Here is a 19,083-nt window from a genome sequence, read left to right as displayed (position 1 = left end):
GGCGAAGCGCTTCAGTAAGAAGCCATGGCCCGCGAGATCGTCCTCGACACCGAAACCACCGGCATCGACCCGAAGAGCGGCCACCGGCTGATCGAAATCGCCTGCGTCGAGATCGTCGACCTGCTCCCGACCGGCAAGTCGCTGCACCGCCTGGTCAACCCGGAGCGCGAGATCGAGGCCGACGCCGAGCGGGTGCACGGCATCTCCAACGCCATGGTGGCGAACAAGCCGAAGTTCATCGAGATCGTCGACGAGCTGATCGCCTTCATCGACGGCGCGCCGATCGTCGCCCACAACGCCGGCTTCGACCGCGGCTTCGTGAACATGGAGCTGGAGCGGATCGGTCGGAAGCAGACCCAGCCGGGCGACTGGATCGACACCCTGCAGCTGGCCCAGAAGCGTTTTCCGGGCATGCCCAACTCGCTCGACGCGCTGTGCCGCCGCTTCAAGATCTCGCTGGCCGAGCGCGAGAAGCACGGCGCCTTGATCGACGCCCAGCTGCTGGCGGCGGTCTATCTGGAGCTGCGCGGCGGCAAGGAACGCGGCCTGGACCTGACCCCGGTCGGCGTGGCTACGGCGATCACAGCGGTGAAGTCCGGCGGCTACGGCCCCCGCCCCCGCCCTCTGGCCTCGCGCGTCACCGACGACGAACGCGCCGCCCACGCCGCCTTCGTCAGCGCCGTGCTGAAGGACAAGGCCATCTGGGCCCAGTTCGCCAAGACCGACGAGAGCGAGCCGGCTTAAGACGGGCGGCCATTCGCACCTGCCGAATGGGGAGTTGCGCGCTGGCCCAGTGGAACTGATCCACCCCTGCCCGGACGACGCGTGTCGACGTGCGTCAGGCGAACGCAGCTGTCGTCACTTGAATTCGGTCCACGTCCAGCTCTCGGGCGCCTGGCGGATCGCGCGGATCTGCTCGTCGGAAAGGCGCCAGTGGGTCCAGAGCCGTTCCTCCGGGATCTGGATGGCGCCGTTCCGGGCGCTCTTCTCGTCGTCGACCTCCTCGACGAAGACGTCGTCGCCGGCGACATACCACAGGTCGACCTGCTCGCCCTCGAACCCGTCGTCCTTGTGGCCGGTGAAGTAGTGCCGACCGAGGTCGACGGCGGCGTCCGCGTCAGCCTTTCGGGCCGCGCCGTCCATCCCCTTGTATTTGAACCAGAGTTTCTTGGCGGAGATGGGGAATTTCACCCCGCGCCGCTCCAGCGCCTGGCGGACCCGGGCCTTCTGAGCGCGGACCTCGGATGAGTCGAAATCCTGGCTCTCCGCGTGGCGGCCGAGCTCGTCCAGATCCCGGCTGTAGCCGCGCTTGAGCAGTTCGAGGACCTTGCCCCATTGGTTGAATTCGGCCGCCGAGATCGCGATTGTCCGGGGGAAGTCGTCGTCGTCGCTGACGTCCAGGTTGATGTCGGCCCCTGCAGCCAGCAGGGCGTCCCAATTTCCCCAGCCGGCGTCGTGCATGCCGAGCTCCAGCGCCTGCATCAGCGCCGTGTCGCGCTCGTCGCGCGCATTCGGGTCGCCGCCGTAGCGCAGAAGCAAGTCGAGGAGCCCGGTGTCCCGGTAGCTCGCCGCGAAGAACACCACCGAGCCCCGATCGCCCACGGCCCGGTTCGGATCGGCGCCGGCCTTCAGGAGCGCCTCCATCCCGACCGGATTCTCGCAGGTCAGCGCCCAGACCAGCGGCGTGACGCCGTCGAGCCCCCGGCCGTTCGGGTCGGCCCCGGCGGCCAGTGCGCGGGCGATCTCGGCGGGGTCGCCCTCGCAGGTCCCGCGCGCCAGGGCGGCCAGGTGCGGGTCCGGGAACGCGTCGGCCGAGGTCTTGCCGCCGACCAGGTGCTCCGCATAGCCGAGCGCGATCACGTCGGGCGGAGACTCGGTCACCGCGGGCGCGCCCCAGCCGTCCAGGGCCCTGTCGCACTGTGACGAGAACCGGGACAGGACGGCCGCTTCCACTACGTGGGGGTCTTCCTTTGGGCGCTCGATCTGGGCGTCGCCCACCAGGGTGAACAGCATCACGCCCAGCGCCTCTGGCATGTCGGCGTCGGGACCGACCCCCGCCGCTTTCGCGAACGGGGCCAAGCGCCGCGCACCGCGGAAGGCGTGCACTACGCCCTCGGTGCGGGCGTCGCGCGCGGCGAGCCTTCCCGAGGAGAGGCGGAGCTGTTCATAGACGGAGGCGCATATGGCCACGTTCTGCGCGTCCCGCTCGACGTCGAACGCCGTCTTGGGCGGGTTGGCCCCCTGCATGGCCAGAGCGGCCAGAATTCCGATCATGTTTCCCCCGACTTCGAACCGACCGGCCGACGCCGCCTCCGCCAGTTTGGCTTCTCGCGCAGGCGTTGAACAGCGGCTCAGCGGCAACCGTCACGGCAACGGGAAATCCGGGGACCGTCGCGCCGCGACCGCTGCCGCTCCTCCGCCCTCACCGCCCCGGGATCGGTAGCACCGGCATCACTTCGACGCCCTCGCCCGGGAAGATGGTGAAGTGCGGATGGCCTTCGAACAGGCGCGCGGCCGCGTCATGGTCGTCGGCCTCGAACACGACGAAGCCGGTCAGGTTGTTGTGGATGTCAGCGATCCCGGCCTTGGAGACCTTCTTGGTCTTGCCCAGCGGGCCGCCGCCGTCGCTGATCCGGTCGGCGTGCTTGGCCATCCACGCGCCCCAGGCTTCCATGCCCCTGGCGATGGTGGCCTCGTCGAGATCCGGGCGGGCCGCGCCCGGCGTGCCGGTGAAAACCGCCATGAACTTCGCCATCTGTCCCTCTCCTTCGGTTGTCGCCGGCCGCGGGCTTCGCGCCGGCGACCAGACCCAGGACGATTGAACTGCCGGCGCGCCGACAAGAGGCGGCGCGGAATTTCGCTCAACGCGCGTTGGGTCGTTTCAGGCGCGTTCCCCGTTTTCGCTCCAACCCGCGAAAGGCCCGCCATGGAGATCGTCCGCAACGGCGCCCAGCCCTCGGTCAAGGGCCCGGACGCCTGGTTCACCGGCGCCGTCCGGATCGACTCGATGTTCCAGCGGCCCGAGCCCTCGCGCGTCGGCGGGGCGATCGTCACCTTCGAGCCCGGCGCGCGCACCGCGTGGCACACCCATCCGCTGGGTCAGAGCCTGATCGTCACGTCCGGCGTCGGTTGGACCCAGTGCGAGGGCGAGCCGATCGTGGAGATCCGCGCCGGCGACGTGATCTGGTGTCCGCCGGGCTGCAAGCACTGGCACGGCGCGACGCCGACCACCGCCATGACCCATGTGGCCGTGCAGGAGGCGCTCGACGGCTCGCCGGTGACCTGGATGGAGAAGGTCACGGACGCGCAGTACCTGGCCGGCCCGCCTGCGTAAGGGGCGCCGGAAACGAAAACAGCCCCCGCCGCGAGGACGGGGGCTGTCGAGAATTCGTGGGTGGCGACGCGGCTTACGCGTTGCCGGCGGCGCCGAGGCCGCCTTCCTGGGCCTTGCGCGCGGCGTAGACCGCGGCGAAGTCCAGCGGCTCCAGCAGGAACGGCGGGTAGAAGCCGCCGTCGGCGGTGCAGGACGCGATGATCTGGCGCGCGAACGGGAACAGGTAGCGCGGGCACTCGATCAGCAGCAGCGGCTCGAGGGTCTCGTCGGTGACGTTGGCCACCTGGAACACGCCGCCGTAGACCAGCTCGACCTGGAACAGGGCGCCGTCGTTGGAGGAGGCCTTCACCGACAGGCGCAGGTCGACTTCGAACAGGCCGTCGGCCCGGCCGCGGGCGTTCATCTCGACGCCCATGTCGATTTCCGGCTTGCCCTCCATGCGGAGCGATTCCGGCGCGCGGGGGTTTTCGAACGACAGGTCGCGGACGAACTGGGTCAGGACCCGCATCTGCGGCCCGGTCTGCAGTTCGCTCCCGGCGTTCGGCGCGGTCACGTCGGTCATGGACGTTCTCTCCCCCGAAGGCCTCGTGCGGCCTTCCTACAAGCAAGCCGCGCTGCTAACACGCGGGACGATATGGCGCAACGCGAGCCGTATGGCCCGGGATCGGGCCTGCCGCCTGCGTCCAGGCCGCCTATATGGGTGGCTGGCCCGACGTGACCAAACGGAGTGGCGAGTGCCCGGACAAATCGTACAGATCGTGATCTTCGCCGTGATCGCCGCGGTGGTGCTGTTCCAGCTCTACAACGTGCTGGGCCGCCGGGTGGGCCGTCAGCCGGAAGAGGCGGTCGCCGAACCCGGACGGTCGGCGCGCAAGCCCGCGCCGGAACGGGTCGAAGCCTCGCCCACCGACGCCACGGTGCCGGGCCTGCCGGCCCTGAAGGCCCGCGACGGCGGTTTCGACACCGGCAAGTTCCTGGACGGCGCGCGCATCGCCTACGAGCGGATCGTGCGCGCCTTCGCCGCCGGCGACCGCGAGGCCCTGCGCCCGCTGCTGACGCCGGCGGTCTACGCCAGCTTCGACGCGGCCATCGCCGCCCGCGAGGCCGAGGGCCGCTCCGAGCAGACCGAATTCCTGCACGCCCCGCGCGCCGACCTGGACCAGGCCGAGCTGGACGGCGACACCGCCCGCGTGCGGGTGCGCTTCCTGGCCGAACTGCGGACCCGTTCGAAGGGGCCGGAAGGCGAGGCGGTGGACGACCGGCGCACGGCGGAGCTGTGGAGCTTCGAGCGCCTGGTCGGCGGGTCCGATCCGAACTGGACCCTGGCCCGGGTAGAGGCGGCCCAGGCGTGAGTTTCGCGGGGCGGCTGGGGGCGTTCGCAGGGCTTTCGCTGCTGGCGGCGTGCGCCACCGCGCCGACCGGCGGCCCCGTTCCCAACCTCCCGCCGGCCCAGGCCACCCACCCGATGGGGCTGGCCGGCTGGGCCCAGGAAGACCATCTCGCCGCGCTGAAGGCCTACCAGGCCGGCTGCGGCGCCGACCGCACCGAACCCGGCAAGCGCACCTGCGCCGCCGCCCGCGCCATGCGCGCCGCCGATCCGCAGAGCGCGCGCCATTTCTTCGAGACCCGGTTCGTGGCCTCGCCGGTCGAGGGCACGGGCCTGCTGACCGCCTATTTCGCGCCGGAATATCCGGCGAAGGCCCAGGCCGACGCCGAGTTCTCGGCCCCGGTGCGCCCGCGCCCGGCCGATCTGGTCAAGGGCCAGGCCTACGCCGAGCGCTCCACCATCGAGGCGAGCCCACCGAACGGCGCCCTGGCCTGGATGCGCCCGGAGGACCTGTTCTTCCTGCAGATCCAGGGCTCGGGTTACCTGACCTTCCCGGACGGCCGCCGCCAGCGGGCCGGCTACGCCGCCGACAACGGCCGCCAGTTCGTGGGCGTGGCCAGGGTGATGGTCCAGCGCGGCCTGCTGGCCCCCAACCAGACCTCCGGCGACGCCATCCGCGACTGGCTGGCCGCCAATCGCGGGCCCAGCGCCCAGGGCGTGATGAACGCCAACCCGCGCTACGTCTTCTTCAACCTGCTGCCCGACGACCACGGCGATCCGCCGGGCGCGGCGGGCGTGCCCCTGCCGGCCGGCCGGTCGATCGCCGTGGATCCCAGCAAGCACAGCTATGGCGAGCTGTTCTGGATCGACGCCGACAACCCGACCCTGCAGGGCGCGGCGCGCGACTATCGCCGCCTGGTGGTGGCGCTGGACACCGGCGGGGCGATCAAGGGCCCCGCGCGCGCCGACCTCTACATGGGCCGCGGCGCCGCCGCCGGGGCCGAGGCCGGGCGGGTGAAGCACCCCCTGCGCATGTGGCGGCTGACGCCGGTCGGCTGATCGACCGTCGCGCACCCTTGTTCTTTGAAGCGGCGCCGTGGAAAGGTGCCGCTCGGAAACAGGGGGACTGGATCCGATGACCGAAGACGACGCCGAGTTTTCGCTGCGCCGGCGGGCGGAGCGGCGCGCCGACGCCAAGATCGCCTTCCGCACGCACCTTCTGACCTATGTGCTGGTCAACGCCGGCCTCGCCGCACTGAACTACGCCACCTCGCCCGGCGACTGGTGGGTGGTCTGGCCGATGTTCGGCTGGGGCATCGGCCTGTTCGCCCACGGCTTCGCCACCTTCGTCGAGACCGGCGACATGCGCGAGCGCCAGATCGAGAAGGAGCTGAAGCGGCTGCGGGCGCGGCGGAGCTGACGCCTAGCGCCGCAACGACCCCAGCACGCCGCGGATGAGCTCGCGGCCGATCTGGCTGCCCAGGCTGCGCAGCGTCGAGTTGACGAAGGCTTCGGTCGGGGTCTGGCGGGTGCGGGCCGGCGCGCGGGGCGCGGCTCTGGGCTTCGGCTCGGCCGCGCGCGGGGTTTCGGCCCGGGCGGCCAGCACTTCCTGGGCGGAGGTGCGGTCCAGCGGGGTGTCGTAGGTCCCGGCCACCGGGTCGGCGGCCATGATCGTGCTCCGCTCGGCCGGCTGGACCGGTCCCAGGCGCGAGGCCGGCGGGCGGATGCGGGTGCGCTCCACCACCGTGGGCGCGCCGTGCTCGTCCAGCACCGAGACCAGGGCTTCGCCGACGCCCAGCTGCTGGATCGCCTCGGCGGTGTCGAAGGCCGGATTGGGCCGGAACGACTGGGCCGCGGCGCGCAGGCCCTTCTGGTCGGCCGGGGTGTAGGCGCGCAGCGCGTGTTGCACCCGGTTGCCGAGCTGGCCCAGCACCACGTCGGGCACGTCGGCCGGGTTCTGGGTGACGAACCAGACCCCCACCCCCTTGGAGCGGATCAGGCGGACCACCTGCTCGACCTTTTGCAGCAGGGCCTTGGGCGCGTCGTCGAACAGCAGGTGCGCCTCGTCGAAGAAGAACACCAGGCGCGGCTTTTCCGGATCGCCGACCTCGGGCAGCTCCTCGAACAGCTCGGACATCAGCCACAGCAGGAAGGTCGCGTAGAGCCGGGGCGTCTGCATCAGGCGATCGGCGGCCAGCACGCTGACATAGCCGCGCCCCTGCGCATCGGTGCGCATCAGGTCGGAGAGCTTCAGCGCCGGCTCGCCGAAGAACTTGTCCCCGCCCTGGCTCTCCAGGGTCAGCAGCTTGCGCTGGAGGGCGGCGACCGTGGCCGGCGCGACCGCCCCGTAGGTGCGGCCGATCTCGGCGGCGTTCTCGGCCAGATGGGTCAGGACGGCGCGCAGGTCGTCGAGGTCGAGCAGCAGCAGGCCTTCGGCGTCGGCCACCCGGAAGGCGATGGTCAGCACGCCCTCCTGCACGTCGTTCAGCTCGAACAGCCGCGCCAGCAGCACCGGCCCCATTTCCGAGATGGTGGCCCGGATCGGATGACCCTTCTCGCCGAACAGGTCCCAGAAGATCGCCGGCGCGCCCTCCGGCGTCAGGGTCAGGCCCATGTCGCGGGCGCGCGCCTGCATCTTCTCGCCCGGCTCGCCCGGCTCCGCGACGCCGGACAGGTCGCCCTTCACGTCGGCGGCGAACACCGGCACGCCGGCGTCGGAAAAGGCTTGGGCCAGCACCTGCAGGGTGACGGTCTTGCCCGTGCCGGTCGCCCCCGCGACGACGCCGTGCCGGTTGACCCGGTCCAGCCTCAGGCTCACCGGCCGGTCCGACAGGCCGAGCAGCACCTCACCCTGGGGCGCGTCCATGCGGGGTCTCCTTTGCGACGAAGGACCATAGCCGAGCGGCAGGCACAGGTCGCGTCGGATTGACGCGGACGCTTGCGCCGAAAGACAGTCCTGAGTCGAAACCCGGGGACCGGCCATGACCTCTTCCACCTCGCGCAATGCGCTCGTGATGATCGCCGTCGTGATCGGCGGCGCGGCGGTCTACTGGCTGAGCGAGATCCTCACGCCGCTGGCCCTGGCCATCTTCCTGCTGCTGATGACCGACGGCCTGGCCCGCGGCCTGGTCCGCCACGCCCGGGTTTCGGAGAAGGTCGCCCTGCCGGCCGCCATCCTCTTGATCACCCTGGCCTTCATCGGCTCGGTGTGGGTGATCATCGACGGCGCCGCCGGCTTCTTCACCAAGGCCAACAACCTGAGCGCCCGGCTCGACATGGTGATCGCCGACGTCGCCGGCATGCTGCACCTGAGCGTCGCGCCCACCGCCCACGAGCTGGTGCAGCGCTTCGAGTTCGAGCGCTATGTCGGCGTCGCCGCCAAGGGCGTGCAGGGCTTCGCCTCGGACGCCTTCTTCGTGCTGGTCTATCTCGGCTTCCTGATCGCCTCGCGGAACGGCTTCAAGAAGAAGACCGACAGCCTGTTCCCCCGCGACGAGGACCGGGCCGAGGCGGCCGCCGTGTTCGAGCGCATCCGCGGCGGGGTCGAGGGCTATCTGTGGGTGCAGACCGTCACCGGGGTGATGATCGCGGTGTCCGCCTGGGTGCTGATGATGGTGGTCGGCCTCGACAATCCCGGCTTCTGGGCCTTCGTCGTCTTCCTGGTCTGCTACATCCCGGTGATCGGCGGCGCGGTGGCCGGCCTGGCGCCGCCGCTGTTCGCCCTGGTGCAGTTCGAGACCTACACCCCTGCCCTGGTGCTGCTGATCGGCCTGCAGGTGATCCTGTTCGTGATCGGCAACTTCATCTACCCGCGCATGCAGGGCGAGAACCAGAACATCGATCCCGTCGTGATCCTGCTGTCCCTGGCCTTCTGGGGCGCGCTGTGGGGCGTGACCGGCATGTTCCTGTCCACCCCGCTGACGGTGATGGCTATCGCCATCCTGGCCGAGTTCGACGGCACCCGCTGGATCGCCGTCCTGCTGTCGGGCGACGGCGAACCCTATCCGCGTACGGAGGAAGAGCGCGCGCGAAAGGTGGAGACGGCTTAACCATAGGTTTTGCCTGGGAAAATATTCACAGGGGCGTGATCGGGCGCCACTACAAATCCCCCAGCGCATTCCTATCTCTGTCCTGTCCGGACATCCTCCCCTCGATACCCGGACAGGCGGCGCCGCCCTCCCCGTCCCCCTAGAAACGGCGTCGCCGAACGAAAACGTCCCTTCGTTCTCCCCCCTCGGAGGGACGCAGCCGTCGGATGCGAAAGCATCCGGCGGCTTTTCGTTTGCGGGTCCTGGCGGAGCCGAGGGCGCTCCGCCGAACGCGGGTCTGCGGAAGTTGCGGCAGGAAAGCGTCTTTCATCCGCCAAAATCGCGGCGAATGCGAAAACGTCCCGCGACCTTTCTCTTTCGGGGCATTCTTTTTCGGCTCCCGTTCTGGGTCCGGCTTTCGTTTTCGCGCCGTATGGCCTAGCACAGGGCTCGTTAGTTGATCGGCGACGGGAGCGGGTTAGGCTCCGGCCGAAGCTGCGAGGATCCCCCATGGACGGCGCCGGCGTGCCCACCCTCACCATCGACGCTTTGAAGAAGGCGTTTGCGAAGGCCTTGGGCCGCCCTGGCGCCACCGAGCTCGACCGCCTGGAGCACTCCTTCCTGGAGCAGGCGCTCGAGGACTACGTCGCCGACGAGACCCCGCAGCTGAGCCCCGAGGACTTCGCGGCCGTGCTGGCCGACTTCTGGAAGTTCGGCGAAGTCCGCGAAGGCGGCGCCGGGCCGATGATCCGGCTGCGCCGCGCCAGCGGCGCCGAAGGCCGGCCGATGGCCTACGACGTGCTGGAGATCGTCCAGGACGACGCGCCCTTCCTGGTCGACAGCGTGATGGGCGAACTGGCCGACCACGGCGTGTCCGTGCGCGCCATGTTCCACCCGGTGCTGACCCTGGAGCGCTTCGGCCAGGGCCTGCGCCGCGCCCACGGCGACACCCAGCGCGAGTCCACCATCCTGGTGGTGATCGATCCGGTCGCGGAAGACCGCCGCGCCGGCCTGATCGAGGGCCTGCAGGTGGCGCTGGCCGACGTGCGCGCCGCCGTCGCCGACTTCACCCCGATGCAGGAACTGCTGGGCCGCACCGTGGCCGGGCTGGAAAAGGGCGTCGCGGGCGTCGACCCGGCCCTGGTGGCCGAGCAGGCCGCCTTCCTGAAGTGGCTGAACGCCGACCACTTCGTCTTCCTCGGCGCGCGCGTCTACGACTATCCGCGCACCGCCGACGGCGGCTACGAGGCGGAAGCGCCGCTGAGCCAACCGCAGCAGGGCCTGGGCCTGCTGCGCGATCCGAGCCGTCCGGTCCTGCGCCGCGCCAACGAGCCGGCCGTGCTGACCCGGCAGATGAAACAGCAGCTGAATCTCGGCGAGCCGGTGACGGTGGCCAAGGCCAACCTGCGCTCGCGCGTCCACCGCCGCGGCTACATGGACTTCATCGGCATCAAGCGCTTCGGCCCGGACGGCAGGCCGACCGGCGAGGTCCGCTTCGTCGGCCTGTTCACGGCCGAGGCCTACGACCTGACCGCCAGCCAGGTGCCGCTGATCCGCCGCAAGGTCGCCAACGTCATGGCGCGCGCCGCCAAGGCGCCGGGCAGCCACAACGAGAAGCGGCTGCGCAACATCGTCGAGAACTATCCGCGCGACGAACTCTTCCAGATGAGCGAGGACGACCTGCAGCGCATCGCGCTGGGCGTCCTGCACCTGTTCGACCGCCCGCGCATCCGCCTGTTCACCCGTCGCGATCCGCTGGACCGCTTCGTCTCGGTGCTGATGTACGTGCCGCGCGAACGCTACGACCCGGGCGTGCGCGAACGCGCCGGCGAAGTGATGGCCAAGGCTTGGGGCGGCCGGGTGTCGGCCTGGTACCCGCAGTTGTCCGACGCACCGCTGGTGCGCATCCACTACATCATCGGCGTGCAGCCGGGCGCGCATCCCGAGCCGGATCCGGCCGAGGTCGAGGCCCGCGTGGTCGAGGTCAGCCGCGCCTGGCCGGACCGCTTCGAGCAGGCCGTGCGCGAGTCCGGCATCGCCGACGCTGAGGTCAGCGCGGTGACCAGCCGCTGGTCCGAAGGCTTCCCGGTCGCCTACCGCGACCGCTACGACGTGGCCGAGGCCCTGGTCGACATGGCCGAGGTGGACCGGTTGGGCGACGGCGAGGTCGCCGTGCGCGCCTTCCGCGCCCCGACCGACTCCTCGCTGCAGTTCCGCTTCAAGCTGTACCGCCGCGGCGACGCCGTGCCGCTGGCCGACGTGCTGCCGATCCTCGAGGACATGGGCCTGAAGGCGCTCGAGGAATACGGCAACCCGGTCCGTCCGGCCGGCGCGGCCGAGCCGGTGTGGATCCACGAGTTCCTGCTGGAAGACCCGCGCGGCGCCGACCTGGTGTTCCGCGACATCAAGAAGCCGTTCGAGGAGGCCTTCGCGGCCGTCTGGACCGGCCGCACCGAGAGCGACGGCTTCAACCGCCTGGTGCTGGAGCTCAGCATCTCGTGGCGTGAAGCGGCGCTGATCCGCGCCCTGGCCCGCTATCGCCAGCAGTCGGGCCTCGACCCGAGCCAGGCGACCCAGGAAGCCGCGCTGATCGAGAACCCGGCCGTCGGCCGGCTGATCCTGAAGCTGTTCGCCGCCAAGTTCGACCCGGCCCACGCCGGCGACGCGTCCGCGCGCGCCCAGGCGGTCGAAGCCCTGACGGGCGAGATCCTGTCCGCCTTGCAGGCGGTGGCCAGCCTCGACCACGACCGCGCGCTGCGCCGCATCGCCTTGCTGGTCGGCGCGGTGAAGCGCACCAACTACTACCAGGTGGGTCCGGACGGCGGTCCGAAGCCGTACATCTCCTTCAAGATCGCCTCGCGCGAGCTGGCCGACCTGCCGCTGCCCAAGCCCTATCGCGAAATCTTCGTGTGGTCGCCGCACGTCGAGGGCGTGCACCTGCGCTTCGGACCGGTCGCCCGCGGCGGCCTGCGCTGGTCCGACCGTCGCGACGACTTCCGCACCGAAGTGCTGGGCCTGGTGAAGGCGCAGCAGGTGAAGAACGCCGTCATCGTGCCGGTCGGCTCGAAGGGCGGCTTCTATCCCAAGCAGCTGCCCCGCGGCGGCGCGCCGGACGCGATCCGCGCCGAGGGCGTGCGGGCCTACAAGACCTTCCTGTCGGGCCTGCTGGACATCACCGACAACATCGACGCCAGGAACGCGGTCATCCGGCCGGCCAACGTCATCGCCTGGGAAGGCGACGACCCGTACCTGGTGGTCGCCGCCGACAAGGGCACGGCCACCTTCTCCGACATCGCCAACGGCGTTTCGGCCGACTACGGCTTCTGGCTGGGCGACGCCTTCGCCTCGGGCGGCTCGGTCGGCTACGACCACAAGGCCATGGGCATCACCGCCCGCGGCGCCTGGGAAGCGGTGAAGCGCCACTTCCGCGAGATGGGCAAGGACATCCAGACCCAGCCCTTCACCGTGGTGGGCGTGGGCGACATGTCCGGCGACGTGTTCGGCAACGGCATGCTGCTGTCCAAGGCGATCAGGCTGGTCGCCGCCTTCGACCACCGCGACATCTTCTTCGATCCGAACCCGGATCCGGCGGTGTCGTGGAACGAGCGCAAGCGTCTGTTCGACCTGCCGCGCTCGTCCTGGCAGGACTACGACAAGAGCCTGATCTCGGCCGGCGGCGGCGTGTTCTCGCGCTCGCTGAAGTCCATCCCGCTGACGCCTGAGGTGAAGGCGGTGCTGGGCGTGTCCGACGACAGCCTGTCGCCGACCGACCTGATGCGCGCCATCCTGAAGGCCGAGGCCGAGCTGCTCTACTTCGGCGGCATCGGCACCTACGTGAAGGCGCCGACCGAGTCCGACCTGCAGGTCGGCGACAAGGCCAACGACGCCATTCGGGTCGACGGCAACGAGCTGCGCGTCGACGTGGTCGGCGAAGGCGCCAACCTGGGCGTCACCCAGGCCGGCCGCATCGCCTTCGCCCAGAGCGGCGGGCGCATCAACACCGACGCCATCGACAACTCGGCCGGCGTGGACACCTCCGACCACGAGGTGAACATCAAGATCCTGACCGGCGGCCTGGAGCGTAAGGGCGAGCTGGAGCGGGAGGCCCGCAACGCGCTGCTGGCGAGCATGACCGACGAGGTCGCCCAGCACGTGCTGCAGCACAACTACGACCAGACCCTGGCCCTGACCCTGCAGGAAGCCTCGGCCGCGGCCGACGCCGGCGCGCACGAGCGCTTCATGCGCCGCATGGAGCAGGCCGGGAAGCTGGACCGCAAGGTCGAGGGCCTGCCTTCGACCGCGGCCATGGTCGAGCTGCAGAACACCCGCCGCGGCCTGACCCGGCCGGAGCTGGCCGTGCTGACCGCCTACGCCAAGATCGAGCTGTTCGACGAGGTCGTCGCTTCGGCCGCGCCGGATGACGCCTTCTTCGAGACCACGCTGAAGGACTACTTCCCGACGCCGCTGCGCCGGTATCAGGACGAGATGGACCAGCACCGTCTGCGGCGCGAGATCATCGCCACGGTGATCTCCAACGAGATGGTCAACATGACCGGCGCGACCTTCCCCTCGCGGGTGCGGGCCACCGCCGGCTGCGACGCCCGCGAGCTGGTCGTCGCCTTCGAGGCCGCCCGCCAGGCCCTGCGCCTGGACGAGGCCTGGTCGGTGATCTCCAGCCTGGATCTGAAGATCCCGGCCGAGGCCCAGACCGCGCTCTACCGTGAAGCCGCCGGCGCGCTGCGTCGCCTGGCCTTCTGGCTGGCGCGCCGGGCCGCCCGCGGCGGCGCGACCGTGCAACAGTTGATCGACGTCTACCGTCCGGCGGTCGACGCCGTGCGGGCCGAGGGCGCGAGCTTGCTGTCGGACTTCGACCAGGCGGCCATGCGCCACCGGGTCGACAGCCTGGTCGCCGCCGGCGCCCCGGCCGACCTGGCCGCTTCGATCGCGGTCCTGCGTCCGCTGACCGCCACCAGCGACATGGCCGAGCTGGCCGGCCGCATGCACTGGCCGGTGGCCGCCACCGCGCGGCTCTACCACCAGGTCGGCGCGGCCTTCGCCTTCGACCGCCTGCGCTCGGCGGCCGGTTCGCTGGCCCCGTCCGACCACTTCGAGCGGCTGGCCGTGCGCCGGCTGATCGAGGACCTGCTGTCCGAGCAGGCGGCCCTGACCCTGGCGATCGGCAAGGCGGCCAGCCCGGCCTCCGTCGGAAGCGGCGAGGCGGCCCGCCAGGCCATCCAGGAGTGGGTGCGCGCCCGCGCAGCGACGGTGGACCACGCCCGCAGGACGATCGAGGAGATCGAACAGGCGGGCGCGGGGTGGAGCTTCGCCAAGCTCACCATCGCCAACGCCGCCATCCGGGAGCTGGCGTCGGCGGCCTGAGGCCGTCGACGCGCGCGGCCGCCGCGATGACCCGCAAGTTCCTCGTGGTGGTCGACGACAGCCTCGAGTTCGGGGCGGCGTTGCACTACGCGTGCCGCCGCGCCTGGACCACCGGCGGACGCGTGGCCATGCTGCGCGTCCTGCCGCCGCCGGCCTTCGAGCACTGGGCCGGCGTGCGCGAGGAGATCGAGCGCGAGCAGCGGGCCGAGGCCGAGGCCCTGCTGCAGCGCCTCGCCGTCGGGGTCGCCGAACGCTCCGGCGTGGCCCCGGAATTCCTGATCAAGGAAGGCGACACCAAGGCCGCCATCCGCCAGGCCGTGCTCGACGACGAGGAGATCAAGATCCTGGTCCTGGCCGCCGCCGTCGGCGGCCGCGGTCCGGGCCCGTTGGTCTCCTCGATCGCCAAGGAGGGCGCCGGCTTCGGCGGCCGCCGCAAGATCCCCGTCACCGTCGTCCCCGGCGACCTGACCGACGACGAGATCGCCGAGCTGGCGTGAGCCGCCGCGGTCAGGGCTTGCCCGTCCCGCCGTTCGAGGCCATCTGAGCCGCATGTTCATCCAGACCGAACCGACCCCCAACCCGAACACCCTGAAGTTCCTGCCGGGCCGCGCCCTGGCCGAGGACGGGGCGCACGACTTCGCCTCCATCGAGGAGGCGCAGGCCTCGCCGCTGGCCGAGGCCCTGTTCCAGGTCGAGGGCGTCGAGCGGGTCTATTTCGGCCCCGACTTCGTCAGCGTCTCCAAGACCGACGGCGGCCTGAGCTGGTCGCAGATGAAGGCGCCGATCCTGGCGGCGGTGATGGACCACTTCACCTCGGGCCAGCCGCTGTTCCGCGACGGCGCCGCCGGCGTCAGCCACGCGGCCGACGCCTACGAGGGCGAAGCCGCCCAGATCGTGGCCGAGATCAAGGACCTGCTGGACACCCGCATCCGCCCGGCCGTGGCCCAGGACGGCGGCGACATCCTGTTCGACCGCTACGAGCCCGACACCGGCGTGGTCTATCTGCGCATGCGCGGCGCCTGCTCCGGCTGCCCGTCCTCGTCGGCCACCCTGCGGGCCGGTGTGGAGAACACGCTGCGCCACTACGTCCCCGAGGTCACCCGGGTCGAACAGACCCTCTGAGGCAGCCCCCCGAAGCAGCCCCCTGGCGAGCTCCGCGTTTTCGTCGGAACCCAGACCTTTTTCGAGGACCGCATGATCCGCGCCGCTCTTCCCCTGTTCGCGACCGCCGCCCTGCTGGCCGCCTGCCAGCGCTCGACCGAAACGCCCGCCGCCCCGGCCGAACCGGCGGCGACGCCGCAAGCCGCGCCGGCGGCCCCGGCCGGCAAGGCCGACCCCAAAGCGATCTGGTCCCGCGGCGTCGGCGCGCTGGGCGCCCACACCCCCTTCACCGTCGAAGCGGTGCAGGCGGCCTTCCCGGACGCCAAGGTCGAGACGGCCTTCCTGCACGCCGGCGGCGCGCCGGTCCCGATCATCACCGCCTTCATGGACGACACCACCGCGCTGGAGCTGCAGGGCGGGCCTGACGGCAAGGTCTCGCGCATCCTGGTCCAGGGCGGCGGCTTCCACGGCCCGCAGGGCGAGACCCTGCTGCAGAAGTGGCCCGACGCGAAGTTCACGCCGGCCGACTGCCGCATGGGCGAGGGCCGCCAGGTCAACGCCGTGGTCTGCAAGCGCGCGCCCGCCGACCCCATCGAATACGTGTTCGGCGTGCCGGGCTGGACCTCCAGCGACATGCCGCCGGCCGACGTGCTGGCCGCCAGGGCCCAGCTGAACGAATTCGTCTGGACCCGCCCGTGATCGTCCTGGCGCTGGACACCTCGCTGGAGGCCTGTTCGGCCGCGGTGGTCGAGGACGGCCGCGTGCGCGCGGCCCGCTCCGAGCCCATGGCCCGCGGCCACCAGGAGCGTCTGGCGCCGCTGGTCGAACGCCTGATGGTCGAGGCCGGCCTGGCCTTCGCCGACCTGGACCGGATCGGCGTCACCGCCGGTCCGGGCTCCTTCACCGGCCTGCGCGTCGGCCTGGCCTTCGCCAAGGGCCTGGGCCTGACGCTCGACAAGCCGGTGGTCGCGGTCGGTACGCTGGCGGCCATGGCCGCCGACCACACCGAAGGCTTCACCGCCTGTGTGATCGACGCCCGGCGCGAGCAGGTCTACGTCCAGGGCTTCCAGGGCGGCGCGGCCGCGACCGAGCCCAGCGCCCTGACGGTGGCCGACGCGGTGCAGATGTTGATCGACGTTGACGCCCGCGGGCCCGACCGCCTGGTCGGCTCCGGCGCGAAGCTGCTGGCCGAGGCCTTCCCGAACGCCGTGGTCGAGGATCGCGCGGGCGCGGATCCCGTCGCTCTGGCCGGCCTGGTCGCCGCTGCGGTCGAGCCGCTCGAGGCGCCGCGGCCGGTCTATCTGCGCGCGCCCGACGCCAAGCTGCCGGCGTGAACCTCCGCCCCGCCACCCCCTTCGACCTCGACGCCCTGGCGCGGGTGCACGCCGAGGCCGGCTTCGATCCGGCCTGGCCGGCGCCGGAGCTGGAAAAGCTGCTGCTGGGGCCGGGCGCCTTCGGCCTGCTGGTCGAGCTGGACGGCGCGGTCGCCGGCTTCATCCTGTGCCGCAGCGTCGCCGGCGAAGCGGAGATTCTCACCGTCGCGACCACACCTTCCGCCCGTCGGAAGGGGGTAGGCCTGGCCCTGGTCGAGGCCGCCCAGAAGCTGGCGCGGGTCACCGGGGCCGAGGCCATGTTCCTGGAGGTCGCGGTCGACAACGCCGCGGCCGTTGAGTTGTATAGGAAAACCGGTTTCGCCGAGGCCGGACGGCGGCGCGGCTACTATCGCCGCCGCGAAGGCGCGCCGGTCGACGCGCTGGTCTTGCGACGCGAGCTTAACTTCGGCTGATCTCCCGCCTATCTTCCGCGCCATGGATCGCATCGAACAGCTCTGCGTCGAAAAAGGCATGCGCATGACGGACCAGCGCCGCGTGGTCGCGCGCGTGCTGGCCCAGTCCCACGATCACCCGGACGTCGAGGAGCTGTACCGCCGCGCCTCGGCGGTGGACCCGCACATCTCGATCGCCACGGTCTACCGGACCGTGCGCCTGTTCGAAGAGGCCGGAGTCGTGGAGAAGCACGACTTCGGCGACGGCCGCTCCCGCTACGAGGAAGCGACCGAGGACCACCACGACCACCTGATCGACACCCGCACGGGCAAGGTCATCGAGTTCTTCGACGAAGAGATCGAGAAGCTGAAGGAAGCCATCGCCGAACGGCTGGGCTATCGGCTGATCGGCCACAAGCTCGAGCTCTACGGCGTGCCGCTGGAAGAGAAGAAGTGAGGGGAAAGCTGCGGCGCCCGCGAACTTGCGCCGCTCCCGCCCTTTCCCGCATAACGGTTCCATGAGCGAGCCCGCGTCCAAGCGTCTCTACATCAAGACCTACGGCTGTCAGATGAACGTCTACGACAGCGAGCGCATGGCCGACGTCCTGCGCCCGCTGGGCTATGCCGTTTCCGACCAGGCCGAGGGCGCGGACCTGGTGGTTCTGAACACCTGCCACATCCGCGAGGCCGCGGCCGAGAAGGTCTACACGGAGCTCGGCCGCATCCGTGTGATGCGCGAGGAGAAGCACGCCGCCGGCGGTGGCCGCATGGGCGTGGTCGTGGCCGGCTGCGTGGCCCAGGCCGAGGGCGACGAGATCATCAAGCGCGCCCCGGTGGTCGACTTGGTGGTCGGGCCGCAGGCCTATCACCAGCTGCCCGAGCTGATCGCCAAGGTGACCCGCGCCCGCGGCGAGCGCCTGGCCGCCGACTTCGCCCCCGACGAAAAGTTCGACGCCCTGCCGGTCGAGCGCCACGTCTCCGGGCCGACCGCCTTCCTGACCGTGCAGGAGGGCTGCGACAAGTTCTGCACCTTCTGCGTGGTGCCCTACACCCGCGGCGCCGAGTACTCGCGTCCGGTCGACAGCGTGCTGGCCGAGGCCCGCGGCCTGGCCGCCAAGGGCGTGCGCGAGGTCACCCTGCTGGGCCAGAACGTCAACGCCTATGACGGGCTGGAGGCCTCCGGCGACCGGGGCTCGCTGGCCGAGCTGGTGCGCGCCCTGGCCAGGATCGACGGCCTGGACCGCATCCGCTTCACCACCAGCCACCCCAACGACATGGGCGAGGACCTGATCGCCGCCTTCGGCGAGCTGGACGCCCTGATGCCGTATCTGCACCTGCCGGTGCAGGCCGGGTCGAACAAGATCCTGCGGGCCATGAACCGCAAGCACACGGCCGAGAGCTATGTGGCGGTGATCGAGAAGATCCGCGCCGCGCGGCCCGACATCGCCATCGCCGGCGACATGATCGTGGGCTTCCCCGGCGAGACCGAGAAGGACTTCGAGGACACCCTCGAGCTGGTCCGCGCGGTCGATTACGCCGCGTGCTTCTCGTTCAAGTACTCGCGCCGTCCTGGCACCCCGGCCGCGGCCATGCCGAACCAGGTGCCCGACGAGGTCGCCGTCGAGCGGCTGGCCCGCCTGAACGCCCTGCTGGACCAGCAGCGCGAAGCCTTCAACGCGTCCATGGTCGGGCGCACCCTGCCGGTGCTGTTCGAGCGCCCGGGCCGCCACCCCGGCCAGGCCGTGGGACGTTCTCCCTACCTGCAAGGCGTGCACGTGGACGCCGCGGAACAGCTGATCGGCCAGATCGTTCCGGTTCGCATCGAGGTCGCCGGCAAGAACAGCCTGACCGGCGCCCTGGCCGCCCGCGAGGCCGCGTGAGTTCACGCTCCGAAGATTTCGTGCCGCTGTCCGACGTCGCGGTCCGCGCCGTGTCCGGGCCCAACAGCCGTCACGCCGCCCTGCTGGAAGACGCCTTCCACGTGCTGATCGAGACCCCCGGCGGCGGCGTCACCATCAAGGGCGACGCGCGCGCCCGCGCCGGCGTGAAGCGGGCGATCGACACCCTGGCCCAGCGGGCCGAGGCCGGCGCCGAGGTGACCGAGGCCGACGTGCGCGCCTCCGCCGCCGCGGCCCGGGCCGGCGAGAGC

18 protein-coding genes and 1 pseudogene are annotated in these 19,083 nt (G+C 71.1%); 15 read left to right on the top strand and 4 right to left on the bottom strand.

What is annotated here, in order from left to right:
• Positions 1-24 precede the first annotated feature (24 nt).
• Complete coding sequence (gene dnaQ / locus G3573_RS01880) at positions 25-744, top strand: DNA polymerase III subunit epsilon (protein WP_163259151.1); 720 nt, start codon at positions 25-27, stop codon at positions 742-744.
• Between the two features lie 114 nt (positions 745-858).
• On the opposite strand, the gene G3573_RS01875 is transcribed toward dnaQ, so the two are convergent.
• Together G3573_RS01875 and G3573_RS01870 are read right to left on the bottom strand one after the other, a co-directional pair.
• Complete coding sequence (locus tag G3573_RS01875; RefSeq protein ID WP_163259150.1) at positions 859-2,274, bottom strand: ankyrin repeat domain-containing protein; 1,416 nt, start codon at positions 2,272-2,274, stop codon at positions 859-861.
• A gap of 148 nt (positions 2,275-2,422) precedes the next feature.
• The gene (locus G3573_RS01870) at positions 2,423-2,755 is read right to left on the bottom strand and encodes a hypothetical protein (RefSeq protein ID WP_163259149.1); all 333 of its coding nucleotides are present in this window, start codon (positions 2,753-2,755) and stop codon (positions 2,423-2,425) included.
• 171 nt (positions 2,756-2,926) lie between these two features.
• On the opposite strand from G3573_RS01870, the gene G3573_RS01865 reads away from it, so the two are divergent.
• Entirely contained in the window at positions 2,927-3,334 is a 408-nt protein-coding gene (locus G3573_RS01865; protein ID WP_163259148.1) for a cupin domain-containing protein, read from the top strand.
• A gap of 73 nt (positions 3,335-3,407) precedes the next feature.
• On the opposite strand, the gene secB is transcribed toward G3573_RS01865, so the two are convergent.
• Positions 3,408-3,896: a protein-export chaperone SecB gene (gene secB / locus G3573_RS01860; RefSeq protein WP_163259147.1), complete on the bottom strand. Its 489-nt coding sequence runs from the start codon at positions 3,894-3,896 to the stop codon at positions 3,408-3,410.
• A 172-nt stretch (positions 3,897-4,068) separates the two neighbouring features.
• On the opposite strand from secB, the gene timA reads away from it, so the two are divergent.
• From timA to G3573_RS01845, 3 genes are all read left to right on the top strand, one after another.
• Positions 4,069-4,686, top strand: a complete 618-nt coding sequence (timA, locus tag G3573_RS01855; RefSeq protein ID WP_346427325.1) for a TIM44-related membrane protein TimA — start codon at positions 4,069-4,071, stop codon at positions 4,684-4,686.
• Complete coding sequence (locus G3573_RS01850) at positions 4,683-5,720, top strand: MltA domain-containing protein (protein ID WP_163259146.1); 1,038 nt, start codon at positions 4,683-4,685, stop codon at positions 5,718-5,720. Before timA ends, G3573_RS01850 begins: the two co-directional genes overlap by 4 nt.
• Before the next feature lie 76 nt (positions 5,721-5,796).
• On the top strand, positions 5,797-6,081 hold the full coding sequence (locus tag G3573_RS01845; protein ID WP_163259145.1) for a 2TM domain-containing protein: 285 nt from the start codon (positions 5,797-5,799) through the stop codon (positions 6,079-6,081).
• Between the two features lie 3 nt (positions 6,082-6,084).
• Here the strand turns inward: G3573_RS01845 and G3573_RS01840 are convergent, their stop codons facing one another.
• Positions 6,085-7,527, bottom strand: a complete 1,443-nt coding sequence (locus G3573_RS01840) for a helicase HerA-like domain-containing protein (protein WP_163259144.1) — start codon at positions 7,525-7,527, stop codon at positions 6,085-6,087.
• Between the two features lie 115 nt (positions 7,528-7,642).
• Here G3573_RS01840 and G3573_RS01835 point away from each other — a divergent pair, with 115 nt between their 5' ends.
• From G3573_RS01835 to G3573_RS01790, 10 genes and pseudogenes are all read left to right on the top strand, one after another.
• Positions 7,643-8,710, top strand: a complete 1,068-nt coding sequence (locus G3573_RS01835; protein WP_163259143.1) for an AI-2E family transporter — start codon at positions 7,643-7,645, stop codon at positions 8,708-8,710.
• 489 nt (positions 8,711-9,199) lie between these two features.
• Complete coding sequence (locus G3573_RS01830; RefSeq protein ID WP_163259142.1) at positions 9,200-14,068, top strand: NAD-glutamate dehydrogenase; 4,869 nt, start codon at positions 9,200-9,202, stop codon at positions 14,066-14,068.
• Between the two features lie 26 nt (positions 14,069-14,094).
• Positions 14,095-14,565, top strand: coding sequence for a universal stress protein (locus tag G3573_RS01825; RefSeq protein WP_163259141.1), 471 nt, complete (start codon positions 14,095-14,097; stop codon positions 14,563-14,565).
• Positions 14,566-14,617: 52 nt separating this feature from the next.
• Positions 14,618-15,190, top strand: a complete 573-nt coding sequence (locus tag G3573_RS01820) for a NifU family protein (protein ID WP_163259140.1) — start codon at positions 14,618-14,620, stop codon at positions 15,188-15,190.
• A 72-nt stretch (positions 15,191-15,262) separates the two neighbouring features.
• Positions 15,263-15,868 (top strand): DUF1131 family protein, encoded by a 606-nt coding sequence (locus G3573_RS01815; protein WP_163259139.1) that lies wholly within the window; start codon positions 15,263-15,265, stop codon positions 15,866-15,868.
• On the top strand, positions 15,865-16,503 hold the full coding sequence (tsaB, locus tag G3573_RS01810) for a tRNA (adenosine(37)-N6)-threonylcarbamoyltransferase complex dimerization subunit type 1 TsaB (protein ID WP_346427324.1): 639 nt from the start codon (positions 15,865-15,867) through the stop codon (positions 16,501-16,503). The genes G3573_RS01815 and tsaB overlap by 4 nt, the downstream gene beginning before the upstream one ends.
• Complete coding sequence (locus G3573_RS01805; protein ID WP_163259138.1) at positions 16,500-16,955, top strand: N-acetyltransferase; 456 nt, start codon at positions 16,500-16,502, stop codon at positions 16,953-16,955. The genes tsaB and G3573_RS01805 overlap by 4 nt, the downstream gene beginning before the upstream one ends.
• Before the next feature lie 22 nt (positions 16,956-16,977).
• The gene (locus G3573_RS01800) at positions 16,978-17,391 is read left to right on the top strand and encodes a Fur family transcriptional regulator (protein WP_163259137.1); all 414 of its coding nucleotides are present in this window, start codon (positions 16,978-16,980) and stop codon (positions 17,389-17,391) included.
• A 61-nt stretch (positions 17,392-17,452) separates the two neighbouring features.
• Positions 17,453-18,814 carry a tRNA (N6-isopentenyl adenosine(37)-C2)-methylthiotransferase MiaB gene (gene miaB, locus G3573_RS01795; RefSeq protein ID WP_163259136.1) on the top strand — a complete coding sequence of 454 codons (1,362 nt, stop codon included), beginning with the start codon at positions 17,453-17,455 and terminating at the stop codon, positions 18,812-18,814.
• Positions 18,811-19,083, top strand: a pseudogene (locus G3573_RS01790) (PhoH family protein); the annotation flags it as partial. The gene miaB and the pseudogene G3573_RS01790, both read left to right, overlap by 4 nt.

The organism is Caulobacter sp. 17J65-9 (genome assembly GCF_010975005.1).
Lineage (GTDB): Bacteria > Pseudomonadota > Alphaproteobacteria > Caulobacterales > Caulobacteraceae > 17J80-11.
This window is presented reverse-complemented; position numbering and strand designations above follow the sequence as displayed.

Excerpts from the sequence above, each read along its gene's own strand:
- dnaQ (WP_163259151.1), top strand. The coding sequence starts at position 25 with ATGGCCCGCGAGATCGTCCTCGACACCGAAACCACCGGCATCGACCCG.
- G3573_RS01875 (WP_163259150.1), bottom strand. The coding sequence starts at position 2,274 with ATGATCGGAATTCTGGCCGCTCTGGCCATGCAGGGGGCCAACCCGCCC.
- G3573_RS01870 (WP_163259149.1), bottom strand. The coding sequence starts at position 2,755 with ATGGCGAAGTTCATGGCGGTTTTCACCGGCACGCCGGGCGCGGCCCGC.
- G3573_RS01865 (WP_163259148.1), top strand. The coding sequence starts at position 2,927 with ATGGAGATCGTCCGCAACGGCGCCCAGCCCTCGGTCAAGGGCCCGGAC.
- secB (WP_163259147.1), bottom strand. The coding sequence starts at position 3,896 with ATGACCGACGTGACCGCGCCGAACGCCGGGAGCGAACTGCAGACCGGG.
- G3573_RS01845 (WP_163259145.1), top strand. The coding sequence starts at position 5,797 with ATGACCGAAGACGACGCCGAGTTTTCGCTGCGCCGGCGGGCGGAGCGG.
- G3573_RS01840 (WP_163259144.1), bottom strand. The coding sequence starts at position 7,527 with ATGGACGCGCCCCAGGGTGAGGTGCTGCTCGGCCTGTCGGACCGGCCG.
- G3573_RS01835 (WP_163259143.1), top strand. The coding sequence starts at position 7,643 with ATGACCTCTTCCACCTCGCGCAATGCGCTCGTGATGATCGCCGTCGTG.
- G3573_RS01830 (WP_163259142.1), top strand. The coding sequence starts at position 9,200 with ATGGACGGCGCCGGCGTGCCCACCCTCACCATCGACGCTTTGAAGAAG.
- G3573_RS01825 (WP_163259141.1), top strand. The coding sequence starts at position 14,095 with ATGACCCGCAAGTTCCTCGTGGTGGTCGACGACAGCCTCGAGTTCGGG.
- G3573_RS01820 (WP_163259140.1), top strand. The coding sequence starts at position 14,618 with ATGTTCATCCAGACCGAACCGACCCCCAACCCGAACACCCTGAAGTTC.
- G3573_RS01815 (WP_163259139.1), top strand. The coding sequence starts at position 15,263 with ATGATCCGCGCCGCTCTTCCCCTGTTCGCGACCGCCGCCCTGCTGGCC.
- G3573_RS01800 (WP_163259137.1), top strand. The coding sequence starts at position 16,978 with ATGGATCGCATCGAACAGCTCTGCGTCGAAAAAGGCATGCGCATGACG.
- miaB (WP_163259136.1), top strand. The coding sequence starts at position 17,453 with ATGAGCGAGCCCGCGTCCAAGCGTCTCTACATCAAGACCTACGGCTGT.